We start from the raw sequence: 20,649 nt of genomic DNA on the forward strand, positions 1-20,649 counted from the left end.
ATACACAGCCGCAGTCTGCTCCGGCAAACTACCGTTCAATACAAGCACATTGATACTCGATCACGCTAGGGGGACACCACAATTGAGACACTATTTCATTATCAGAATGTCTCTCCCCTCACTTCCCGCCGCCTCCGCACCGCACAAGAACGTCAATGATGCGTATTCTTGATGTATGTCGAAGTCACGCTCACGCAACGCCCGGCCGGCACAGCTCATGACCCTTATCGGGTCATTCTTTGCTCTCTCTGGCTTGTTGGGAACCCTCGTTGCCGGGATCATGATCCCGGCCGTTGGTTCTGTCGGCGTCGTCGCAAAGACAGTCCCGACAGTCTTTGACGGACTTCCCTCCGAGATCCAGGTCATTGCACCCGCTGAGGAGTCCCTTCTCCTGGACGCGGACGGCGGCGTGATCGCCCGATTCTACGACAAGCGCCGCATCGTCGTCCCTTCCGACAAAATTGCCGACGTCATGAAGCAGGCAATCGTGGCCATCGAGGACAAACGCTTCTACGACCATCACGGAGTCGACCCTGAAGGTATGGCACGAGCCCTTGTCAACAATCTCTCTGACGGCGGTAAGCAGGGCGCTTCGACTATCACCCAGCAATTCGTCCGCAACTCCATTCAGGAACGCGGCTACCTTGAAGGCGATGCTGAGCTTGCCTACTCTGCGGTGGAACAAACCACCCAACGTAAACTCCGCGAAGTGAAATATGCACTCACCTTGGAAAAGAGCATGACCAAGGATGAGATCCTCACCGGCTACCTCAATATCGCCCCCTTCGGCCCCATCACCTACGGCGTTGAGGCCGCCTCCCAGCTCTACTTCAGCCACAGCGCCGCAGAACTCAACTGGCTCGAATCAGCCCTGCTGGCAGGCCTCGTCCAATCCCCTGTTGACTACAATCCTCTGACCAACCCCGAGGCCGCAGAAACCCGCCGCAACACCGTCTTAATGGTGATGCGAAACGAGGGCATCATTACCGAGGAAGACTACCAAAACGGCGTGAACACCCCTGTTGCCGACATGCTCAAGCCCAATGAAACTCCCCAGGGATGTTTGGGAGCCTCTGGGATCAACGCCTACTTCTGCGATTTTGCCATTAGCCAATTCCTTGACGACCCCGCCTTTGGTGATAGCTACGCCAAGCGTGAACGCCTTCTCAAGACCGGTGGCCTGACCATCCGCACGACGCTCAACCCCAGGCTCAACAATGCTGCCTACCAAGCCCTCGTTGACGCCATTCCCGTACACGACGAATCAGGTCTCGACACGGCGATGGTCACCGTTGAGCCCGGCACCGGCAAAGTCTTGGCTATGGCACAGAACACTGAATACGGTGTTGAAGATGGTAGAACCATGTCGAACTACAGCGCCAACGGCATCTTCCAAGTCGGCTCAACCTTCAAGGTCTTTACCTTGTTACAGTGGCTGAAGGAAGGTAATTCCGCCTATGCCTCCGTCGGGCGCAATAACCGCATCTATGTCAATGGTGAGTTCTCCTGCGGCGGGGAACCCATCTACACCGACACCTACGACGTTGAGGATCTGCCTGGGAAGAACGGCACATTCAATACCATCTCCGCCACCGGTCTGTCGGTCAACCAGGCTTTCATTAACATGGCATCCCGCGTGGACTTCTGCCAGATTTTCCAGTTGGCGTCAGACTTTGGTGTAACCGACGCCAATGGAGAAATTGTTCAAGCACTGCCTGCGAATATCCTCGGTTCAGCATCGTCTTCCCCTCTGACCATGGCGAATGCTTTTGCTGCCATCGCCCACGACGGCCAGCTCTGCACACCCCAGGCTCTCACCGTTGTCACAGACCGTAGCGAGGCCGTCATCAAGGAATACACGCCACAGTGTAAAGAGGTCATCAGCCCCACTGTTGCCCGCCAGGCATCCAATATTCTCGGCAAGTCCACCGCACGCTATTACAACGCCACTCGTTTGGATGGAGGGCGTCCTTTCGGCGCGAAATCAGGCACCACAAACAATAACGCCAATACCTGGCTGACTGGTTTCACCCCTCAGTACGCGACCTCCGCATGGGTTGGCCGAGCTGCCGCCTCGCAGCAACCTGTCCAAGATATTGTCATCAATGGTAACTATTACGATGCCATCTATGGCGAGACCTTCGTTGGCCGCAATATTTGGGCTCCGTACATGAGCACAGTTCATGAGGGCCTTGACTTTATAGGTCTGCCGGATGTCTTCATCGGCAATGTCCCCACACCGCCTCGCCCTGCGCCCACGCCGAACCAGCCGAGCAACACCCCCCAATCGGGTCGTTAACCAATGCCTCTACTTCACACAGCCGCCCGGCGCACCATCGGCGCCGTAGCAGGCGTGGGACTACTTGGCACCTCAACGTTGGCATGGGGATATGTTGAGAGGCGATTCCCTACGCTACGCAGATACGATGTGTTCCTTCCCAGCACCAGGAATATAGACCTGCGCATCCTCCACATCGCTGACCTCCACATGTTTGGAGGGCAGGAGTTTATCCGAGACTTCCTCATGCGCCTCGCTCAGGAAGAAGAGATGGACTTCGTCGTCTCAACGGGCGACAACTTCGGCGGTCACGACGGGCTTGCTCTTGCCGTCGACGCTCACGCCCCCTTCTTTGACCTGCCCGGCGCCTTCGTCTTTGGCTCCAATGACTACTATTCACCAGAACGCAAAAGTTGGACGCGCTACCTACGCAAAGATCCTCGAACCGCGCGCAGCCGGAGCCGAAACGTCCCTGACTTACCCTGGGAAGAACTCCGTAGCACCTTCATCGGCGCAGGATGGGTGGATTGCAGCAACGCCTCCCATTCCTTGCCTCTCACTACTGCAACGGGGCCGCTGACACTTGCCCTCATCGGCGTTGACGACCCCCACATTCACCGCGATCGCTTTCCTATTCCCAGCCCTGAGTGGACGAACGAGCAACCAGATACGGCCCGACTTCGTCTCGGATTAACTCACGCACCCTACCGGCGTGTCCTTGACGCAATGACCGATGCTAAGGCCGATCTGATCCTCGCTGGGCACACCCACGGCGGCCAATTCGGACTCCCTGGAGTACGCTCTCTGGTCACTAACTGTGATCTCCCGCGCGCTCACGGCAAGTGGATGAGCACATGGGAACATGACGGTTCCACTTCGCTACTGCATGTATCGGCGGGGCTTGGAACAAGCCCCTATGTGCCCTTTAGGATTGCCACGCGTCCTGAAGCTGCATTGATTCACATTCGGAGTGTGTGAGGGACAACCACCCCAAGCGTTTTGTCGATGCGCATTGTTGCCGGTATGCTTAACACGTTCTACGGGGTGTGGCGCAGCTTGGTAGCGCGCTTCGTTCGGGACGAAGAGGTCGTGGGTTCAAATCCCGCCACCCCGACTCGTAGAAATTTGCCCTTGGCGAGTGCCAGGGGCAAATTTTTTTACCCTTCCGCCCGCATGTGAGCCGAGGCTGATTTCAGCAACCACCTGTCATGACACCCCTGTGAGATCACAACAGGACACTCTCGAAGTCTGCTTGGGGAGCCGATAGGCTAGAAGAAACGCTTCCACACCTGAAAGACTGTCGTGCCTCACTCCACCTCGCCTCGCACCTCACGCCTGCGCTACCTCACTCAGCATGGTTGGCTACAAGACCAGCACGGCGCATGGCCAATGGCCCTGCTACCACTCCTTCTAGGCGCTTTCCTGGCAGGCTGGACAGAGGTTCATCTCGTCCTATTCTTCGCGTGGTTCGCTGGCTTTCATTTCTTCAATGCCGCAACACTCTTCTTGAAGGGGCGACGCTCAGCGCGCATTCGCACGCGCCTTTTCCCTGCTCTTATCTTTTGGGCAGTGACCGCAGCACTTCTGGGGATCGTGCTCATTGTGTGGCACCCGCAGCTTCTTACGTGGATTCCCGCCTTTGCGCCGTTAGTCGCCATAGCGTTCATTGAGGCCTGGCGGCGTCAGGAACGCTCAATGCCTGCAAGGGTCTCTACCATCCTCGCGTCCTCCCTCATGCTCCCTCTGGCCTATTGGTTGGGAGTAGACACTCCCAGCCTCACCACTCTTGTCGACGCACACTGGACTCCCATATGGGTCACAACAGGGATTCTCGCGGCCTACTTCATTGGCACGGTTCCCTATGTTCGTTCTTTAATTCGTGGCAAGAATGACCATCGATGGGTATGGGCGGCAACGGCATGGCATGTGTGCTGCATCTTTGTCCTGATGGGAGCTGCCGCTTATGCTCTGACCTCCTGGTGGATGGTCGCGCTATGGTTCATGTTGGCGGCCCGCTGTCTCCTTGTCCCGCTGCTGCAGCGTAGAGGCACAGAAATTCGCCCCGCCCTCATTGGCATGAGCGAGTTCGTAGCGACGGCGGTTTTGACGGCGCTTTTGCTGATCTCCCTTTAGTTCGGCCATCCGCGGCCCGCAGGCGTTAATCAAGGTCTGAAAGAGGCAATCAGTGCGAGTGCAGTGTTGTTTTCTTCAGGGGTTCCGATGCTGAGGCGAATACCCTCTGGGAAGGGGCGCAGGAGAACCCCGGCGTCGCGGCAGTGCTGGAAGACGCTGGCGGAGGCGTGGGGGAGCCACAAGAAGTTCGCCTGACTGTCAGGGACATCCCATCCCTGTGCGCGCAAAAAATCGCTCATGCGTGCCCGTTCGTCGGTGATTGCACGCACCCCGTTTGCAATGACGTCCTCATCGGCAAGGGCTTTGACAGCGGCGGCCTGCGCAGGGCCTGACACGCCAAAGGGGATAGAGACAGCTTGGATGGCTGAAATGATTTCAGGATGCCCAACTCCGTATCCGACTCGCATTCCGGCAAGGCCGTAGGCCTTGGAGAAAGTGCGCAAGATGAGAAGATTGGGGTGTTCCTCCAGCAAAGGTAGCGAGGTGGTGACCTCGGCGCTGGTTGAGAACTCGATGTAAGCCTCGTCAATGAGGACGAGGATGTGAGGGGGGACCTCCGCAAGGAACTGTCGGATCTGAGCGAAGGTTAAAGCTGTGCCGGTTGGGTTGTTCGGGGTGCACAGAATGATTGCCGACGTTGCCGGTGTGATGGCGGCCTGCATACGTGTGAGGTCATGCTCCCACTGGGCGGTGAGGGGCACAGGAACAGGAGTGGCTCCCGCTGCGGGCACAGCGATGGGGTAGGACTCGAAGGATCGCCAGGCAAAGATGACTTCGGCCTCAGCGCCGCTAACGGTCATGAGCGATGCAAGGAGGACAGCCGAAGATCCTGCGCCGACGCAGATCTGTTCAGCCTCAACCCCGAGGCGGGTGCTTAGTGCCTCGCGGACCGGCGTTGCTGTGAGATCGGGATAGCGGTTCACGAGGCCAAGCGCCTTCCCTGCTTCGTCAAGCACCTGCGGAGACGGCGGGTAGGGGTTTTCGTTGGAGGAGAGCTTCACCGCGCCAGGTATTGCCTGGCCTGGCACATAGCGGGGTAGTGCATCCACTTGGGGGCGTATGCGCACCTGAGGGCGTCCGTCGAATGCATGCGGGAATCTGTTTTTTGATGCAGATGAGGGCACGTTTGTCATGGACTATTTTTACCTCATTAACCCTCGCATTTCACGACCATTCCATTACCGGATTCACAGGCACATAGGTTAGGACTTAGGACACAGAATCCCCCCTCCAGATGCCGAAACTGCAGGTAGCAGGAATACTGGAATACATGAAACGATTTCTTTTGCAATTGGCCGCGACGATTATTGGTATCTGGGTAGCGGCCCTGCTCGTTCCCGGTGTCTCCTTTGCTTCGGGCGGTTTCTTCTCCGCTCTCGTGACTCTGGTGCTCATTGCCCTCGTATTCACGGCCGTGAACTCGATCGTTCACCCCATGGTGAAGACCCTCACCGCTCCTCTGTACGCTCTGACCTTCGGTCTTTTCGCCCTGGTCACCAACGCCCTGATGTTCATGCTCACCGGCTGGCTTGCCGGCAAGCTCGGTATCCCCTTCGAGGTCAGCGGATTCTGGGCAGCACTCTTCGGTGCACTGATTACCGCAATCGTCTCCAGCCTTGCGGCTGGCGCCCTCGGTGTCGCAGAAGACAAGAAGTGAACACTTTCTTCATCTGCCATCAGGTGACGTATTCGTTGCCGAACGGATAGCCCCCTGACTCGACGCTCCTGTGCTCATCGTTTCTGCGATGCACACAGGAGCGTTTTCACATCCTCGCTCCCCTTGATGCCACAGTCCGCAAGTTTCCTTTACTTACTACCCTCTGACATTCATCTTCATCGTGACTGCAGTTCATAGCGGGACTCTTGTTTGCCTCCTAGAACTTCACAGCGAGCTTCGTCGTGTTGTGTACACGTAGGAGGTCGAGATGGTCGAATCCTGAAGATTCAGCTCATTGCTTCGCTGGGCCAGCCATGCACTCACTTCTTCGGTCGCTTTGGTGGGAGCTTCCTCAAAGTGTTTCATTGCATCGCGATAAACGCTCATGTCATGGGCGAATATGTGTCGGCCTTCTGGCGTCACGCGGCCCAGCAGGTTGCCGTCGAAGTGCACGGTGAGATTATTTCCGTGGTCATTGTTTCCTCGTCCATCAAGAGCGGGCACCTGATCTCGCGTATTTTCTAGGTTCAACATTCCAACGCTTGTGTTGGGGTCGTATCCGGCTGTCGGCGCCCCGGCCGTTAGAACAGCAGCGACTTTATAGCGGCTACTGACTTCCGCATCGCTGGCAAGCTGACTAGCGATGATTCCGCCTTGCGAATGGCCCACAAACTCCACCGCTTCGGTCGGTTTAATGCCCACATCTGCCATCGCTGCCTTAATAGCCCGCGTCTGATCCGATTCCAGGCCCGCAACAGCATTGAGATTCGTGTGAAGGTCTTGAATGTTCGTGCCTTCGGCCGTCCAATGCTGCGTTCCTCGGATGATGACACTCCACGACCGGGTTGTCCCTCCCGGCCCTTGTGTTTCATGTTTGAGGATCTCAAACTCTCCGTGCTCTTGCCCTTCCGCGAGGGCACCGATTCGCTCGATGAGCGCCGATGCTTCCCTGGGAGTCTCAACGTAGCTGACCTTATGGCGCGGCAAGATCTCAGGGTTTTGAATTCCGGTATGAGGCGCAGAGTTATTGAGTGCTGATACAACGTCTCCTGAAGACACTGAAAGTGCACCCTCCGGCAGCACTCCCAAACCACTGCCGATGGTGAAGAACTGCGATAGCCCGTTGGCACCTGGAAGAAGTGTTCGGCTGAGGTTGTGCGAACGCGGATTTCTGAGAATGCGAAGAATGCCTGATTTCCCCTTATGAGCGCCGGATGGATGTCCCGTTGGGGATTCCTCGCGAGGGCGACCAAGAAGAACACTGTTATTACTCCCAGCAAAGAGTCGCGCCCATCCAAATAGAGCTGACGCCGCGACCCCAGCTGCTTCAGGTGTTGCGTGGGAGGCATTCGCTCCCCACACTTGGTTTGTCGGCTTCTCTCCTTGGTAGACCCACTGTGTCGTGCGCATGAGGCCACGAGAAACATCCTCCACATGGAATTGCATTGCCCATGAATCGGTTGGATCAGAGCCCCATCCGGTAGCAAAGATCGCCCCATAAATTGCCGATGAAGCGGCGGCGCTCTGAAATGTTGGTGGAAAAAGATCTCGCCCTCGTCCCGAATACCACGCCTGCCGCCAAGGACGTTTCTTTTGGCTGTGCTGGTGCCTCAATGGCTGGAAGAAAGATGCCCCTCCTCCCGTGATGGCTTCCATCACGCTCAATGGAGAGGGATAGAGCCATGCCCGCAGTTGCGCAAAAGAAGCGGCATCTCCCTCGGCCGCACTATAGCTGAGGGCACACGTCCCCAGGCTTTCATTAAAGATGATGAGGTCACGCATGCTTTTTCTGAGTGAGGCGCGGGCCTCTTCGACATGGAAACGCGCCAGTGCCACGCTTCTGTTTTCAAGGCTGGGAAAAGATGCCACCTGATGAACAAGAGAGCTTAACTCACTTCGGCACATCTCCATCTCATCTAAGAGGGGACGTAAAGCCGACAATGCCTGCATTAGCGCGGGAATATCAGCGACCGTGGTCGATGAGGTGACGACTACGCGGGCATCAAATTCACTTTTACTCACGGCTCCCCCTAGAAGGCTGTCACAGCGGACGAAACGAGCATGTTGCGACATTCCTCGAAGTCCATTTCGGCAGCGTTGAGGCTTTCATTCATCGCTCCCATTTCACTGACAATGTGAAGCCTCTCTTCTCGCGCCGCTTGAGCAGCTTGGCCTTCCCAGGAGCCAAAAGAACACGTTGCGAGGGCGCTTTGAACGCCACTGAGCCTCATTTGAACGCGCGTGAGCACTGCGAGCGCCTCGTCAATATTGCTCAGATGATCGGAGACCATGGTGATTCCTTTCTTACTCCGCTGTGCGCGATGCATTTTGTGCCCCTAGCACTCCCTGTGGTGCTAAAGAACTGCCAGCAATGACGTCAGGAACGACCCTAGGTGGCACGATCAGAAGGAAGAAAAAGAACGAGGACATCTGTGGATATCTCGCAAATATTAGTCACATTGTGGATAAACCCTGTGAATAACAACAATACCTGTGGAAATGCAGCTCTAAACTATAAGCTAACACGCATTTCTCACGGTTAAACACCAGTTTGTTTTCAGGAAAACCTAAGATTTGCTCGTTCTTCCCCCGCTCCCGACAAGACCCGGATCCCACCGACAACGCCCCCTGCCGACGCCACCTCCTCCCACCTGTGCAGCCAGCAAATCTCTCCTGGAAAAGTCCCCCATGCAAGCTTGACCGCACACCCGGGAGCCGGTGGACAATATCTCCTAGATTCCTCACCCCCACACCTAGGATCAACCGTGAGCACCTTCCGCAAGCACGATTCTCGCCCAGGCCGCATCGCCTATGAAGTCGCAGGCCTCCGCTGGCTCTCTGCGGCTGGGCCACAGGCCGTGCCCATCGTCCCCGTCCTCGATCACGGCCCCGACTGGTTGGAAGAACCTCGCCTTACCCTCGCCTCCCCTACCCCGCAGGCCGCCGAAAACTTTGGCCGCGAACTCGCCCACCTCCACGCCACCGGCTTGCACCCCACTCCAACGCCGCACCTTTCACCCCGCAGCAACAGACCCTCCTCAACCGTTTCTACAACAAACTCGACTCCGGAGTCTACGACCACGCCCAACCCGCCCTTGTACGCAATGCCGGGCACCCTGCCTCACGCACCCACGGAGACATGTGGAGCGGAAATGTTATCTGGACCCCCGAGGGCGTCGTCCTTATCGACCCAGCTGCCCAAGGAGGCCACGGCGAAGAGGACCTTGCAGCACTCGCGGTCTTTGGCGCACCCCACACTCAACGCATCTGGGCCGCCTACAACGAAGCGTCCCCCTTAGACGACGGTTGGGAAGAACGACTCCCCCTCCACCAACTCCACATTCTTATGGTTCACTGTCAGCTCTTCGGCACCTCTTACATTCCCGAAACCTTGAGCATCGTGCAGCGCTTCCTCTGAGAGTTCTCCGTTCCTGTTCATCACGCGCAGACGATTGACCAGGCGGCAAACCCGCGTCTCGCAGCACACCTTGACCAGGCGGCAAACGCGTACCACCCACCTCGGCCTGCATCGAGCTGTGCTCCCACCTGTGCGCCCACAGTGTTTTCACCCGCATTAGCCCCCACTCCACACCTGGGCGCACACATGGGAGCAGCCAGCGTCCAGAATCAGCTTCAGGCGGGCACACAACACCCCTCCTCTGGGATGATGGAGGCATGAGCACTTGGCAGGAACTGTTCTCGACATCGCACGGCTACACCGACCTCGCAGCGCAGGGAGAACCAGTCTCTCCCCTCGATGGGCGCTACCGCCCCGCAGCCGCCCCCCTGGCGAATTTCCTCTCCGAAGCGGGCCTGAACCGCGCCCGTGTCCACGTTGAGGTTGAGTGGTTCATTCACCTGCTCGATCAGGCGCTCCTTCCCGGCGCCCCACGCCTGACAGATGCCGAACGCGACTACCTGCGCGCGCTCCCCCGCCACTTCGGCGCCACCGAGATCGCACGCCTGGCGCAGATCGAGGCTGAAACCCGCCACGACGTCAAAGCCGTGGAATACCTCATCGGTGAGCACCTTGACCGCGCCCCTGATGCGCTCGGCACCGACACGCGCCTGCCAGATCTGCGCGAAGTCATCCACATCTTCTGCACCTCCGAAGACATCAACAACCTCGCCTACGCTCTCACCATCAAAGCAGCTATTGAACTCGTGTGGCTCCCCGCAGCCCGCACCCTGCATGAGCGTCTCGTTGCTATGGCCCACGCGGGGGCAACTATTCCCATGCTCGCCCACACCCACGGTCAGCCCGCCACCCCCGTGACCATGGGCAAAGAATTAGCCGTCGTCGCCCACCGTCTCTCCCGCCAGATTCGCCGCATTGAGAGCGCCGAATACCTAGGCAAAATCAATGGTGCCACCGGCACTTGGGCCGCCCACGTCATCTCTGTCCCCAACGTTGACTGGCCAGCCACCACCCGCGCCTTCGTGGAAGGCCTTGGCCTGACCTGGAACCCTTTGACAACGCAGATCGAGTCCCACGACTTCCAGGCTGAAATCTATGCCGACGTCGCACGCTTCAATCGCATTGCTCACAATCTCGCCACCGACTGCTGGACCTACATCTCCATGGGGTACTTCCACCAGAATCTGGCTGCCCAGGGTTCAACGGGCTCATCCACCATGCCCCACAAGGTCAACCCCATTCGCTTTGAGAACGCCGAAGCAAACCTTGAAATCTCTACAGCACTGCTGGATACCCTGTCTGCAACCTTGGTGACTTCCCGCCTGCAGCGCGACCTCACTGATTCCACCACTCAACGCAATATTGGTGTGGCGCTAGGCCATTCCATGTTGGCTCTCGATAACCTCGTGCGCGGCCTTGACGGTATCGACATGAATGCCTCTCGTATGCGTGAGGACCTTGACGCAAACTGGGCGGTGCTGGGTGAAGCTATCCAGCAGGCCATGCGTGCCGCCGCCATTGCCGGAGCAACTGGCATGGCCAACCCCTACGAGCGCCTCAAAGAACTCACCCGAGGAACGGAAGTCACCGCCGAGGATATGCGCGCCTTCATCGCTGATCTGGGTCTGCCTGCCGAGGTTGAAGCACGTTTAGCAACGCTCAGCCCCCATACCTACATTGGTCTTGCTGAAGAAATGGCAACCTGGGTATAGCAGAACCTGGATCACACAAAGGCCCGCAGGCCCCTCATGACCTCCATGTGGGGTCCGATGCGGGCGGGCCGAAACGCTCAAAAAGATCCGCTGGACGGGCAATCTCGCCATCAAAACCCAAGGCTTCCATGTCTGCGATCTGGCGCCCATCATTCACGCTCAGCAGGCGCCCTCGTACAGCAACCGGAGCGATCTCAGGATTGTTCCACACATGTTCGGAGACGACCTCAAGCATGTCGTGCCCCAGCACTGACGTCCATAGGGGGGAGTCGTCATCAACATAAAGGTCCACGCTGACCAACGGTAATTTTCCAAAGCCCTCAAGAACATCAACCGTCATATCACGTACGATCGCGTCCAACTCCGCATCCCCCACGCTGACAGTCCCCAAACTCTTGTGCACCCACTGCGCAAAACGTTCCGGGCGTCCGCCTCGTCCACCGGGGCGTAAGCGACGCACCGCCGCTCCCACACCCATTGCCCCCACGCCGACAGCAGCAATCAGCAAGGGATTATCAATCTGCGGTAAGCGCCGCTCGCCAGCACCGCGAGCGCCCAACTGCTTATTCACCGGAGTTGATCCTGGCTCCCACATTCGGGGCACACCGCGAGGGAAGGCCGCCCCCAGGAATCTGCGTCTGCCTCTAGGTGTTTGTTTCGGCGTCATCGCGTGTCCACCACCTTCGTAGATACTCATAATTGACGGGCAAAAGTGGCGCTGGCTCCCACGCCATCCGGTATTCAACCGGCTGCCACTGCGAGTCCTCCAAGGACACCACCGTGCACCATGTGCGGTCATGGGTTGGCTCGAGCACATCTTGCCAGACTTCATAGAAGAACACGCGGGTGGCTTCGCCCTCGGAAGGAAGGAACTCGTGGAGGCGTTTCACTGCTGCCGGTAAACGCCCCCAGGGGGCGATCGCCACCTTACGTTCCATGTGACGCACTGTTTCGGTGTAGGTCACGGAGGCATGCGCGTAGTACAGCGGGCCTTTGCGCGGGCGAACCAAGCGCCGTCCCACGCTCACGCGATGGTCGGGAACGCGCGCGCTGGTGCCATCAATCGACGGCACGATGTCTTGATCGTGTGCGACGGCAATCATCGTGACATCATCACGGATACGCAGGCGACGGCTTGGTGTGCCCAGGGTCAGGAGGGCTTGGACATTAATCCCTAAAGCGTCAGGGGCATCCGTGGCTAGAGCTGTACCGACCATACCTCCTTGGGAGTGTCCGCAGATCATCACCGGTTCACGCGCGAAGTCTTCGGGGCGGATTCCCTCATGGGTCATGGCGTCATGGAGCGCTTTGAGGAGGCCGCCACGCATGGAGGAAGGAAGGTTGAGGACCTCGCGAATATTCGCCTCAGTATCTGCGGGGTTAGCGTTCGAGACAGGGTCTACGGTTTCCGTACCCGGCATCGAGATCAACCAGCGACGGTTCTCTCCTTGGCCAACACGCGTGATCTTAAGGGTTTGCCCAATACCGTCGGCCCAGTACAGGTCATCAATGTCAGCACACATGTCGCCCAGGGTGCGCGGGGCATGGAGGCGGCGTGGTTTAGGGATGGGTTGCCCCTCAGGGAGGGGTAGGCGTGCTGGAGAAAGGGAGTCATCATAGAAGCGGGCAATATGCACTGGCCCGCCCTTGAAATACCCCAGGGCCGTACCAATGACCAGCATCGACACCATCAAGGTGTCGTAGCCGCGTCTGGGGACGAGGGGCAGCATGGTAGCCGCCCGCCCATCGGAGTCCCATCCCAGGGCGATCCTGGTTCGCAGATAGAGTCGTCCAAGGTTGGCGAGGCGCTGGGCCCAGGTGCCAATCGCTCGGACGGTGAGGGTATCGAGGCCCGGTTCGTCGAAGTAGAGTCTCTGGGCGCGCTCGGAGACATCGGTAGCGAGCCTGTCGGCAATGCCACGCAGGGGGGTGCGGCGGCGTTGAGGTAGGAGTGGAAGACCAGAGATTGCGCTGATGGTCGTAGCGGCTACAGCGGTGGGAGTAAGGGGGAGGAGGCGTCGCCGCAAGTACCCGGGAGGGAAGGAGTGAGGAACACGTCGGGGGGCATAGTTGGAACGTCGCTGGGCTGCGGAACGACGGGAGTTGATGCCAGCAAGAATCCGAGCAGCTCGGCTCATTACCCCCTCCGTTCTCTCGTGTTTGTCCCAGGTGTGCAAAATGTCTGCCTGCGTGGGTTGCGCGGCTTTGGCGCACTATGCGCTTCAGGAGCACAGTGTCACTCCTGCGCGGGCACAGCTCCTATTATTTGCACTATTTTTGTCGATTCTGCCCTTCTTCGCACGCGCACAGGCACTCACTCCACACCCGGGCTTCCACCGGGGGCAATCTCCACGCACTCCACCTTCATGCGCACAGAGTCCAGACGCGCTGACTCCAGGCGTGCCAACTCCAGGCGTGCCGACTCCCGCGTGTGCGCCCAGGCGATTCTGGGGAGCTTGCGGCTGATGATCCCCGTGAATGCACATCTGGGGGCGGCAGTCGCCAGGTTCACATCCCTGCTGTTGACAGGCATCCCCGTCGGCTGTAGTTTCGCAATGGAATCTTGTCCTAATTGAGGAGGCATTGTGGCTATCGATCGCACCATCGTTCTGGGGGTTAAAGGACTCACCTGCGGACACTGCGTTGCAACCGTCACCGAAGAACTCTCTGAGGTTCCCGGCGTCCTCAACACCGAGGTCATCCTCAGGAGCGGCGACACCTCAACCGTGACCGTCGTTACCGATACTGGCGTTGACGATGATGCGTTGCGTGACGCCATCACCGAAGCAGGTTTTGAACTCGTGTCTATCACCCGCGACTTCTAAAACCTCACTCCCTTCTTCTCCCCCTTTTTAGGAGGCAAAGGCGCATGTACCGCCTTCGTCTGCTCGTTTCCCTCCCTCTGTCGGTCGTGGTCATGGTCCTTTCCATGTTCCCGCCCCTGCAGTTTCCCGGCTGGCAGTGGCTTGTGGCAGCCCTCTCCCTCCCTGTCGTCACCTGGGGCGCCTGGCCCTTCCACCGCGCCGCCTTGCGTACAGCCCGCCACGGATCGACGACGATGGACACCCTTGTGAGCTTGGGTGTCGCAGCATCCACACTGTGGAGCCTGTGGGCCCTGTTCTTCGGTGGTGCGGGCCTTATCGGGATGACCATGCAGATGAGTTTCCTCCCAAGCTCCACCCATGGGCACGCGGACATCTATTTTGAGGGCGCGTGCATGATCGTCGTTTTCCTCTTAATTGGCCGCTCCATTGAAGCCCGCACGCGCTTGGCCGCTGGCGACGCTTTGCGTTCCCTGCTGGAAATGAGCGCGAAGGAAGCTGTCCTCCTGACAAATGACGAGGCCGGTTCCCGCGTGGAACGCAAAGTGCCCACCACGCAGTTGCAGGTGGGCGACGTTGTGCTGGTCCGGCCAGGGGAGAAGGTTCCCACCGATGGCGTCGTTATTGAGGGGGCCTCCGCAGTGGATTCGTCGTTAATGACTGGCGAGTCCGTACCCGTTGATGTCACAGTGGGTGATGAGGTAATCGGCGGAGTGATCAACACCTGGGGTTCTTTGACGCTGCGCGCAACCGCAGTCGGTGAGGACACGGCCCTGGCACACATCGGCCAGATGTTGGCCGCCGCTCAAGCAGATAAAGCGCAGGTTCAACGTTTAGCGGACCGTGTTTCTGGCGTGTTCGTGCCCGCCGTCCTTGTTCTTTCTGCGTTGACATTCATTGGATGGATGGTTGCGGGAGGATCTACTCAAGCGGCGATGACTGCAGCCGTAGCTGTCCTTGTTGTGGCCTGCCCCTGCGCCCTTGGTTTGGCAACGCCGACGGCCCTGCTTGTCGGGTCGAGTCGTGCAGCACAGTTGGGTATTGTGGTCCGATCAGCGCCCGTTCTGGAGTCAACGCGACGCGTTGACACCATGATCTTTGACAAGACGGGCACGCTCACTGATGGTCGAATGGGCGTCGTTGACGCGCACTTTGACGGAGCCTCTGAGCCATCCTTATGGGCTAAGGCTGCCAGCGTTGAGGTTCTCTCCGAACACCCTGTTGGTACAGCCATTGTCGCCGCTGCGGGGCAGAAGAATATCCCACCCGTGCCCGTCGAGGCTTTCACGGCCTTTGCCGGTAATGGTGTCTCAGCGATGCTCGGCTCAGAGCGCCTGGTCGTGGGGAAGCCGTCGTGGCTGATTGACATGGGGGTTGAGCTGTCGCCGGAAACCTCTGCCTTCCAAGCAAATTACGAGGCCGCTGGCGCCACGGTGGTCATGATGGTGAGCGTCCCTGCCGACGCAGACGTTCCTGCCGCTACCTCCGAGCAGACATCACCCGATGCTTCTTCTGCTCCACATATGGCCAGCGCCACCACACCATCTGGCGCCCCTTCCCCTCTCGCCCTGCCCTCAGAGGACAGCGCCCTCGTTCTGCCTCAGATCGAACTCAAGGTGGAAGGGATGACCTGCGCGTCCTGCGTACGTCGCGTGGAGAAGAAACTCGCCAAGTTGGATGGCGTTTCAGCCTCCGTCAATCTTGCTACCGAATCCGCCCTTGTCACCCTCGATCGAGAGTGGGACCCTCAGGCCATTGTCGATGTCGTGGATGCGGCTGGCTTCCACGCAACCTTCATGGGACTTCGCGATCCCCGACCGAGCGCACCCGCAGTAGCGGCCTCGTCGAACTCAGATGCTGCACCCGCCTGGGATCCTCACTCTTTGTCGGCAGCGGGTGCGCGCGTGTGCGCCGCCTTTGCCGTGAAGGATGCGATAAAGCCTGATGCACGCCAAGCGATCGCGCAGGTGCGAGACTTGGGCATCACCCCTGTTCTTCTCACTGGCGACAATGAGCGTGCTGCCCGCGCAGTTGCCAGCGAGCTTGGCATCGACAGGGTCTACGCGCAGGTCACGCCCGCAGACAAGCACAATCTGGTTCGCGACCTCCACAACGCGGGGGCGACGGTGGCGATGGTCGGTGACGGAGTCAATGACGCTGCTGCCCTCGCTCAGGCCGACCTGGGGATGGCAATGGGGTCAGGCACCGACGTCGCGCAGAATGTGGCAGACATTGTCCTGACCACCTCGCGGGTGAGTGCCGCCCCACTGGCTGTGCGCATTTCGAAGAAGACTCTGAGGATCATTCAGGAAAACCTCTTCTGGGCCTTTGGATACAACGTCGCGATGCTGCCCCTGGCCGTTATGGGCTTGCTCAACCCGATGATCGCGGCGGCTGCAATGTCGGCGTCATCGGTGTGCGTGGTTGTGAACTCCTTGCGTTTGCGCCGGATTCAGCCCGACGCCTAAGCCCAGTACAGTACAGCCCGGCCCAAACGGCAGGTCACACGGCGCTGGATTGGGTCAAATAGATGAGCTCATGCCGGTTTCGAGAGCGAGAAGAGCACCCTTAATCGCATCCCCACCCGTGTAGCGTCCAAGCGTTCCATCAGCTCGCACCACTCTGTGGCAGGGGACGAGGATCGGTAGCGGGTTTTTCCCGCAGGCCGTTCCCACCGCGCGTGTGGCACCTGGGTTGCCCAGGGCGGTGGCAAGTTCAGCGTAGGTCCACCGCTGCCCGTAGGGGATGGTGGCAATCGCCTCGTGAACGCGCATTGTGAAGGGCGAGGTTGGTGCCGGGGCGAGGGGCACGCTGAAAGAGTCGCGTGAGCCGCGCATGTAGTCGCGGATCTCCTGGGCAGCCTGGACAGCGTGCCGAGAGGCCCTGTCACCAGCATCTACATCGCCTACTATTCCTTCAAGGTGGGGAGCCCACGATGAATCGGTGGGAGGGGCCTCAAGGATACGTGTGAGTGGATCTGGAGTGGCGCTGAGCCTATCTCCGAGAATCACCCGCGTGACGCCCTGCTCGCAGGCCCAGATTTCCACATCGGGAGGCGTAACAATTCCCTTCAGCAGACCCGTCACTCGCAGTCGGATTTCCTCAGCAGAGCGCGTGGAGGGTCCAGCCGTCATTGGGACTCCTCAAAGAGAGGCTCAGCGTCCCGCACGGATGCTGGTCGGGGGTAGGGGTGTCCCTCCACCTGCTGGCGTGCCGCTTCACGGCGTTGTGCCACAGGCAGGTGCACGCGACGAAGACGCCGATTCGCAATAGTCCAGAGAACGTCAGCGTAGCGTTGCTTCCGATTGAGGTATCCGACGGTCTCATCGGCGCCCGAATGAGTGAATGAGCAGGGAAGCTCTGCCATGGACATCCCCGCTGAGAGCATGTCAATGGTCATGCCCACTTCCAGGCCGTACCCATTTGCAAAGGGCATAGCGGTGTTGAGGGCATCACGCGTGAAGCAGCGCATTTCTGACAGAGGCGCACGGCTTTCCCAGCCGGTAGCCCGCCTGATGGCAGCGGTTGCAAGGTTGGCAGCCAAGGAGCGTCTCTGCCCTTCTTCGGGAACCGGAGCCGCCACCGCGCAATCAACGTCTCCACCCATGACGGCCTCAACCAGTGTGGAGGCTTCCACGGCTGACTCACCAACATCAGCCGAAAGGAAAAGAAGAAGGCGTTGGGGGCCATCAGCACGGTCGCGCATGGCTGCCACTTTCACGCCTGTTTCACGGGCGGAGGCTCGGCCTCGCGGGACGGAGTGGCGAACCACTACCGCTCCCGCGAGGCGCGCCTGATGTCCGGTGTCGTCGTCGGAACCGTCATCCACCACGACAATGAGATCCACGCCGGGGATAGCCCTGCAGGATCTGACGGTTGTCGCCACGTCATGTCCCACGTTATGTGCCGCGATAATGGCAGCCACTCGGCGTTGCCCAAGGGGGTGGCGGCCGTGTGCGTGAGGGGACATGATCTGTTGACTTCCTCTTAGCGGATGGTCACCTGGCGGGACACGAGGCCCTGGTAGGCCCGACGCTCATCATGCGTGAGAGGATCCGTGACGGTCAGAGCTTTCTCCACTCCCGCAGCGAGGGTTGCGGCAGCGTCTGCGACATCGGCTGCCGTGGCGCCTTCGGGGAGTTCAAAGACGGGGATGGCGATACCGCACGCACGGAATGCGCCAACGAAACGACTGCCTTCGCCAAGGTGAGCGGCGTCAGCGACCTTCAAACGAGCCAGAGCCTTGAAGAGCTGGTTTTCGTCAATGTCAGTGACATAACGGACGAAGTTTGCGTTCATGGAGCACCAGAACATGCCCTCAACGCCAGGAACGGCCTCGGTGGGGATGACCTCTTCAGTATTTTGCTCAAGGGCGTGGCGCATTTCGTGGGTGAGTTCTTCGTCAGGGTTGAGCCAGAAGGCGAAGTTCTCACGCAGTTCCATGTCGCCGAAGGAGTCCAGGTCAAGGATGTCTTGAAGGCGAGGGGAGGGTTCTCGAACGTCGATTTCCACAACGCCCTCTCCGCCGTTGTTCTTCAGGTCGATAGCGGCCAGGACAGCTGCGGCAACGTCATGGGAGAGGTCACCGGAGTTGGACCGGGTTTGGAGGCCCACGAGGACGCGTCCATCACCGCGCACCATGGCGGAGTTTCCGTCTGGCACGAGAGTGACAAGATCAAACTCAACGGCGCCGTTGTCGGCATTGGTTCGAGCTGTCATGGTGGCGCAGGGAATGATCTCGCGCATGGCAACCAGTTCTTTTTCAGCGGAAAGCCCTTCAAAGGGGCGGTCCACGAAAGGAATAGGCGCGCGGTAGGCGGGACGATTCGCGGGGTTGATGACCTTCTTACGGCGACTTGCTTTACCCATAGATCAAAGATACCTGCCATGGGTGCCTTTGTGCGACGCGCACCCGCGTGTGCGCTCAGAGAATCTCCGCGCCAAAATCGCTCGAAAACCCTGTGAGCGCACAGGCGGGAGCGCGTGGCTATCCCCAGTAGAGCTCATTGCCAGTCAGGACTTTTCGCCATTCTTATAAATGGGGAGGCCTTTCTTGACCGTTCGGGCAGAGATATTCGTTCATCATTTCTGCCGCATGTGGGTTAGATTAGAACCTAGTTCTGTGTGCTTTCGTCAACCGTCACTCATAGGATCACCTCGTGCAACACGCAAACAACTTCCCGCTGAAATCACGGCTGTGGTGGGCAACGCTCGCCGGCGCGCTTTTTCTTGCCGGAGTTGGGGTAGGAATCGCTGATTTCACCTCGGATCACAGCGAACGTGCTCTTCCCGGCGTACACGTCGGACGCCATTCTGTTGCAGGCATGACCCGTGAAGAAATCACCCAGATGGTGAAGAACACCTACTCCGCGGCGCAGGTGACAGTTCAAATCGCTGGTAAGACCACAACCGTTCCACTCAGCCAAACAGGTGCGCGCGTTAATGCTGAAGCAACTGCGGACGCTGCCCTGGCAGGTAGTGGCACTGTCAATGCCGCACTTCACTCCCTTTTCATGCCAACGGTTATTCCTGCGGTTGTTTCAACTGACTCAAGCGCCTTTAATACCTTCACTGACACGGTGAATAAGCTCACGGGGTCCGCCCCCACTCAAGGAAGTGTTGTTGTCGCCGCTGACGGCAATTCACTGATCTCTTCTCCTGCGACTGCCGGACGTGGGGCCAGCGACACAGAGTTGAAGGATGCGATTAATGCGGCCGCTCAGGACTTGAGCTCAACGACCGTTAACGTTCACGAAGCCCACGTTGATCCACGAATCACCACCGAGGAAGCCGAGCAGGCAGCCCAAGCAGCAAATGAGCTCGTATCCGCCGCAGTTGAGATTGTCACGCCGAAGGAAACTATTACGGCTTCCCCCGCCGACAAGGTCAAGTGGGTGACGGTCAAAGAAAACAACGGCACCCTGGATGCCCAGCTCAACATTGCAGAGATCAACAAATGGATTGACGGCGTCTTCCAGACCGCCAACCGTAATCCAATCAACGGCATCAACAATGTTGATGCCGCGGGACAATTCATTGCACTGGCACGGCCCGCTAAACCGGGTGTGACATTGACAAATGAAGAGGCCGTTCGCGCTCAGATTCTTAAGGCTATCCAAAGCTCCACAGCAGCCAAAGCAACACTGACTTTTGACGAAGTGCCCGCCGGCTTTGACTCGCGAGTGGTTCCCGCTGGCCCTGAGCGTTTCGCCCATCAGGCGCGCCCCGGCGAAAAATGGGTGGATGTGAACCTCACGGATTCAACGCTCACCGCCTACGTGGGCCACGAGGTTGCCTACGGGCCGATCCTCATTAACCACGGTGGTGTGGGGCATGAGACGGTCACTGGCACCTTCCACGTCTACCTCAAGTATGACAAGCAGGATATGGGCTGCACCGCCGACTGGCCCTACTGTGAACGTGACGTACCGTGGGTGTCCTACTGGCACGGCTCCTACGCCCTTCACGGAGCCCCATGGGTGAAGGAGTTTGGTATCGGCACTGATGAATCCTCCCACGGGTGCATTAACATCCCCGTCCCCGACTCCCAGTGGCTGTGGAAATGGGCGGAGATGGGCACAACCGTCGTCACCCACTACTAAATCCACTGACCACTAGGACGGTGGCGG

General features: G+C 58.8%; 17 protein-coding genes and 1 tRNA gene. 10 read left to right on the forward strand and 8 right to left on the reverse strand.

The window, feature by feature from the left end; translation table 11 throughout:
* Positions 1–175 precede the first annotated feature (175 nt).
* The 4 genes from EII11_RS03620 (at position 176) to EII11_RS03635 (ending at position 4,411) form a co-directional block, all read left to right on the forward strand.
* Positions 176–2,299, forward strand: a complete 2,124-nt coding sequence (locus tag EII11_RS03620) for a transglycosylase domain-containing protein (RefSeq protein ID WP_124868691.1) — start codon at positions 176–178, stop codon at positions 2,297–2,299.
* Positions 2,300–2,302: 3 nt separating this feature from the next.
* On the forward strand, positions 2,303–3,256 hold the full coding sequence (locus EII11_RS03625; RefSeq protein WP_124868693.1) for a metallophosphoesterase: 954 nt from the start codon (positions 2,303–2,305) through the stop codon (positions 3,254–3,256).
* 62 nt (positions 3,257–3,318) lie between these two features.
* A tRNA-Pro gene (locus EII11_RS03630) sits at positions 3,319–3,392 on the forward strand.
* 188 nt (positions 3,393–3,580) lie between these two features.
* Positions 3,581–4,411 carry a YwiC-like family protein gene (locus EII11_RS03635; RefSeq protein WP_124868695.1) on the forward strand — a complete coding sequence of 277 codons (831 nt, stop codon included), beginning with the start codon at positions 3,581–3,583 and terminating at the stop codon, positions 4,409–4,411.
* Between the two features lie 29 nt (positions 4,412–4,440).
* Here EII11_RS03635 and hisC read toward each other — a convergent pair whose 3' ends face one another.
* Positions 4,441–5,544 (reverse strand): histidinol-phosphate transaminase, encoded by a 1,104-nt coding sequence (hisC, locus tag EII11_RS03640; protein ID WP_124868697.1) that lies wholly within the window; start codon positions 5,542–5,544, stop codon positions 4,441–4,443.
* A 137-nt stretch (positions 5,545–5,681) separates the two neighbouring features.
* On the opposite strand from hisC, the gene EII11_RS03645 reads away from it, so the two are divergent.
* Positions 5,682–6,068: a phage holin family protein gene (locus EII11_RS03645; RefSeq protein WP_124868699.1), complete on the forward strand. Its 387-nt coding sequence runs from the start codon at positions 5,682–5,684 to the stop codon at positions 6,066–6,068.
* Between the two features lie 225 nt (positions 6,069–6,293).
* Here EII11_RS03645 and EII11_RS03650 read toward each other — a convergent pair whose 3' ends face one another.
* Both EII11_RS03650 and EII11_RS03655 read right to left on the reverse strand, forming a co-directional pair.
* Positions 6,294–8,090, reverse strand: a complete 1,797-nt coding sequence (locus EII11_RS03650; protein ID WP_124868701.1) for a lipase family protein — start codon at positions 8,088–8,090, stop codon at positions 6,294–6,296.
* A gap of 8 nt (positions 8,091–8,098) precedes the next feature.
* Positions 8,099–8,359 carry a hypothetical protein gene (locus EII11_RS03655; RefSeq protein WP_124868703.1) on the reverse strand — a complete coding sequence of 87 codons (261 nt, stop codon included), beginning with the start codon at positions 8,357–8,359 and terminating at the stop codon, positions 8,099–8,101.
* An 848-nt stretch (positions 8,360–9,207) separates the two neighbouring features.
* On the opposite strand from EII11_RS03655, the gene EII11_RS10945 reads away from it, so the two are divergent.
* Both EII11_RS10945 and purB read left to right on the forward strand, forming a co-directional pair.
* The gene (locus tag EII11_RS10945; protein WP_338068026.1) at positions 9,208–9,486 is read left to right on the forward strand and encodes a fructosamine kinase family protein; all 279 of its coding nucleotides are present in this window, start codon (positions 9,208–9,210) and stop codon (positions 9,484–9,486) included.
* A 257-nt stretch (positions 9,487–9,743) separates the two neighbouring features.
* Entirely contained in the window at positions 9,744–11,198 is a 1,455-nt protein-coding gene (purB, locus tag EII11_RS03665; protein ID WP_124868705.1) for an adenylosuccinate lyase, read from the forward strand.
* A gap of 34 nt (positions 11,199–11,232) precedes the next feature.
* On the opposite strand, the gene EII11_RS03670 is transcribed toward purB, so the two are convergent.
* Both EII11_RS03670 and EII11_RS03675 read right to left on the reverse strand, forming a co-directional pair.
* Positions 11,233–11,769 carry a pyridine nucleotide-disulfide oxidoreductase gene (locus EII11_RS03670; protein WP_240623046.1) on the reverse strand — a complete coding sequence of 179 codons (537 nt, stop codon included), beginning with the start codon at positions 11,767–11,769 and terminating at the stop codon, positions 11,233–11,235.
* A 73-nt stretch (positions 11,770–11,842) separates the two neighbouring features.
* On the reverse strand, positions 11,843–13,336 hold the full coding sequence (locus EII11_RS03675) for an alpha/beta hydrolase family protein (RefSeq protein ID WP_124868707.1): 1,494 nt from the start codon (positions 13,334–13,336) through the stop codon (positions 11,843–11,845).
* A gap of 447 nt (positions 13,337–13,783) precedes the next feature.
* Between EII11_RS03675 and EII11_RS03680 the strand changes: the two genes are divergently transcribed.
* Both EII11_RS03680 and EII11_RS03685 read left to right on the forward strand, forming a co-directional pair.
* Complete coding sequence (locus tag EII11_RS03680; RefSeq protein WP_124868709.1) at positions 13,784–14,023, forward strand: heavy-metal-associated domain-containing protein; 240 nt, start codon at positions 13,784–13,786, stop codon at positions 14,021–14,023.
* A gap of 44 nt (positions 14,024–14,067) precedes the next feature.
* Positions 14,068–16,488, forward strand: a complete 2,421-nt coding sequence (locus EII11_RS03685; protein WP_124868711.1) for a heavy metal translocating P-type ATPase — start codon at positions 14,068–14,070, stop codon at positions 16,486–16,488.
* 54 nt (positions 16,489–16,542) lie between these two features.
* Here EII11_RS03685 and EII11_RS10825 read toward each other — a convergent pair whose 3' ends face one another.
* From EII11_RS10825 to EII11_RS03700, 3 genes are read right to left on the reverse strand one after another with little or no spacing between them, the layout of a single operon-like run.
* Positions 16,543–17,154, reverse strand: coding sequence for a methylated-DNA--[protein]-cysteine S-methyltransferase (locus EII11_RS10825; protein ID WP_124868713.1), 612 nt, complete (start codon positions 17,152–17,154; stop codon positions 16,543–16,545).
* The gene (locus EII11_RS03695) at positions 17,151–17,990 is read right to left on the reverse strand and encodes a glycosyltransferase (protein ID WP_124868715.1); all 840 of its coding nucleotides are present in this window, start codon (positions 17,988–17,990) and stop codon (positions 17,151–17,153) included. The genes EII11_RS10825 and EII11_RS03695 overlap by 4 nt, the downstream gene beginning before the upstream one ends.
* Positions 17,991–18,007: 17 nt before the next feature.
* Positions 18,008–18,889, reverse strand: a complete 882-nt coding sequence (locus tag EII11_RS03700) for a DUF5926 family protein (protein WP_124868717.1) — start codon at positions 18,887–18,889, stop codon at positions 18,008–18,010.
* Positions 18,890–19,179: 290 nt separating this feature from the next.
* Between EII11_RS03700 and EII11_RS03705 the strand changes: the two genes are divergently transcribed.
* A complete protein-coding gene (locus EII11_RS03705; protein WP_124868719.1) occupies positions 19,180–20,622 on the forward strand; it encodes a L,D-transpeptidase in 1,443 nt (480 codons plus the stop codon).
* Positions 20,623–20,649: the final 27 nt, after the last annotated feature.

This window comes from Schaalia canis, assembly GCF_003858455.1.
Lineage (GTDB): Bacteria > Actinomycetota > Actinomycetes > Actinomycetales > Actinomycetaceae > Pauljensenia > Pauljensenia canis.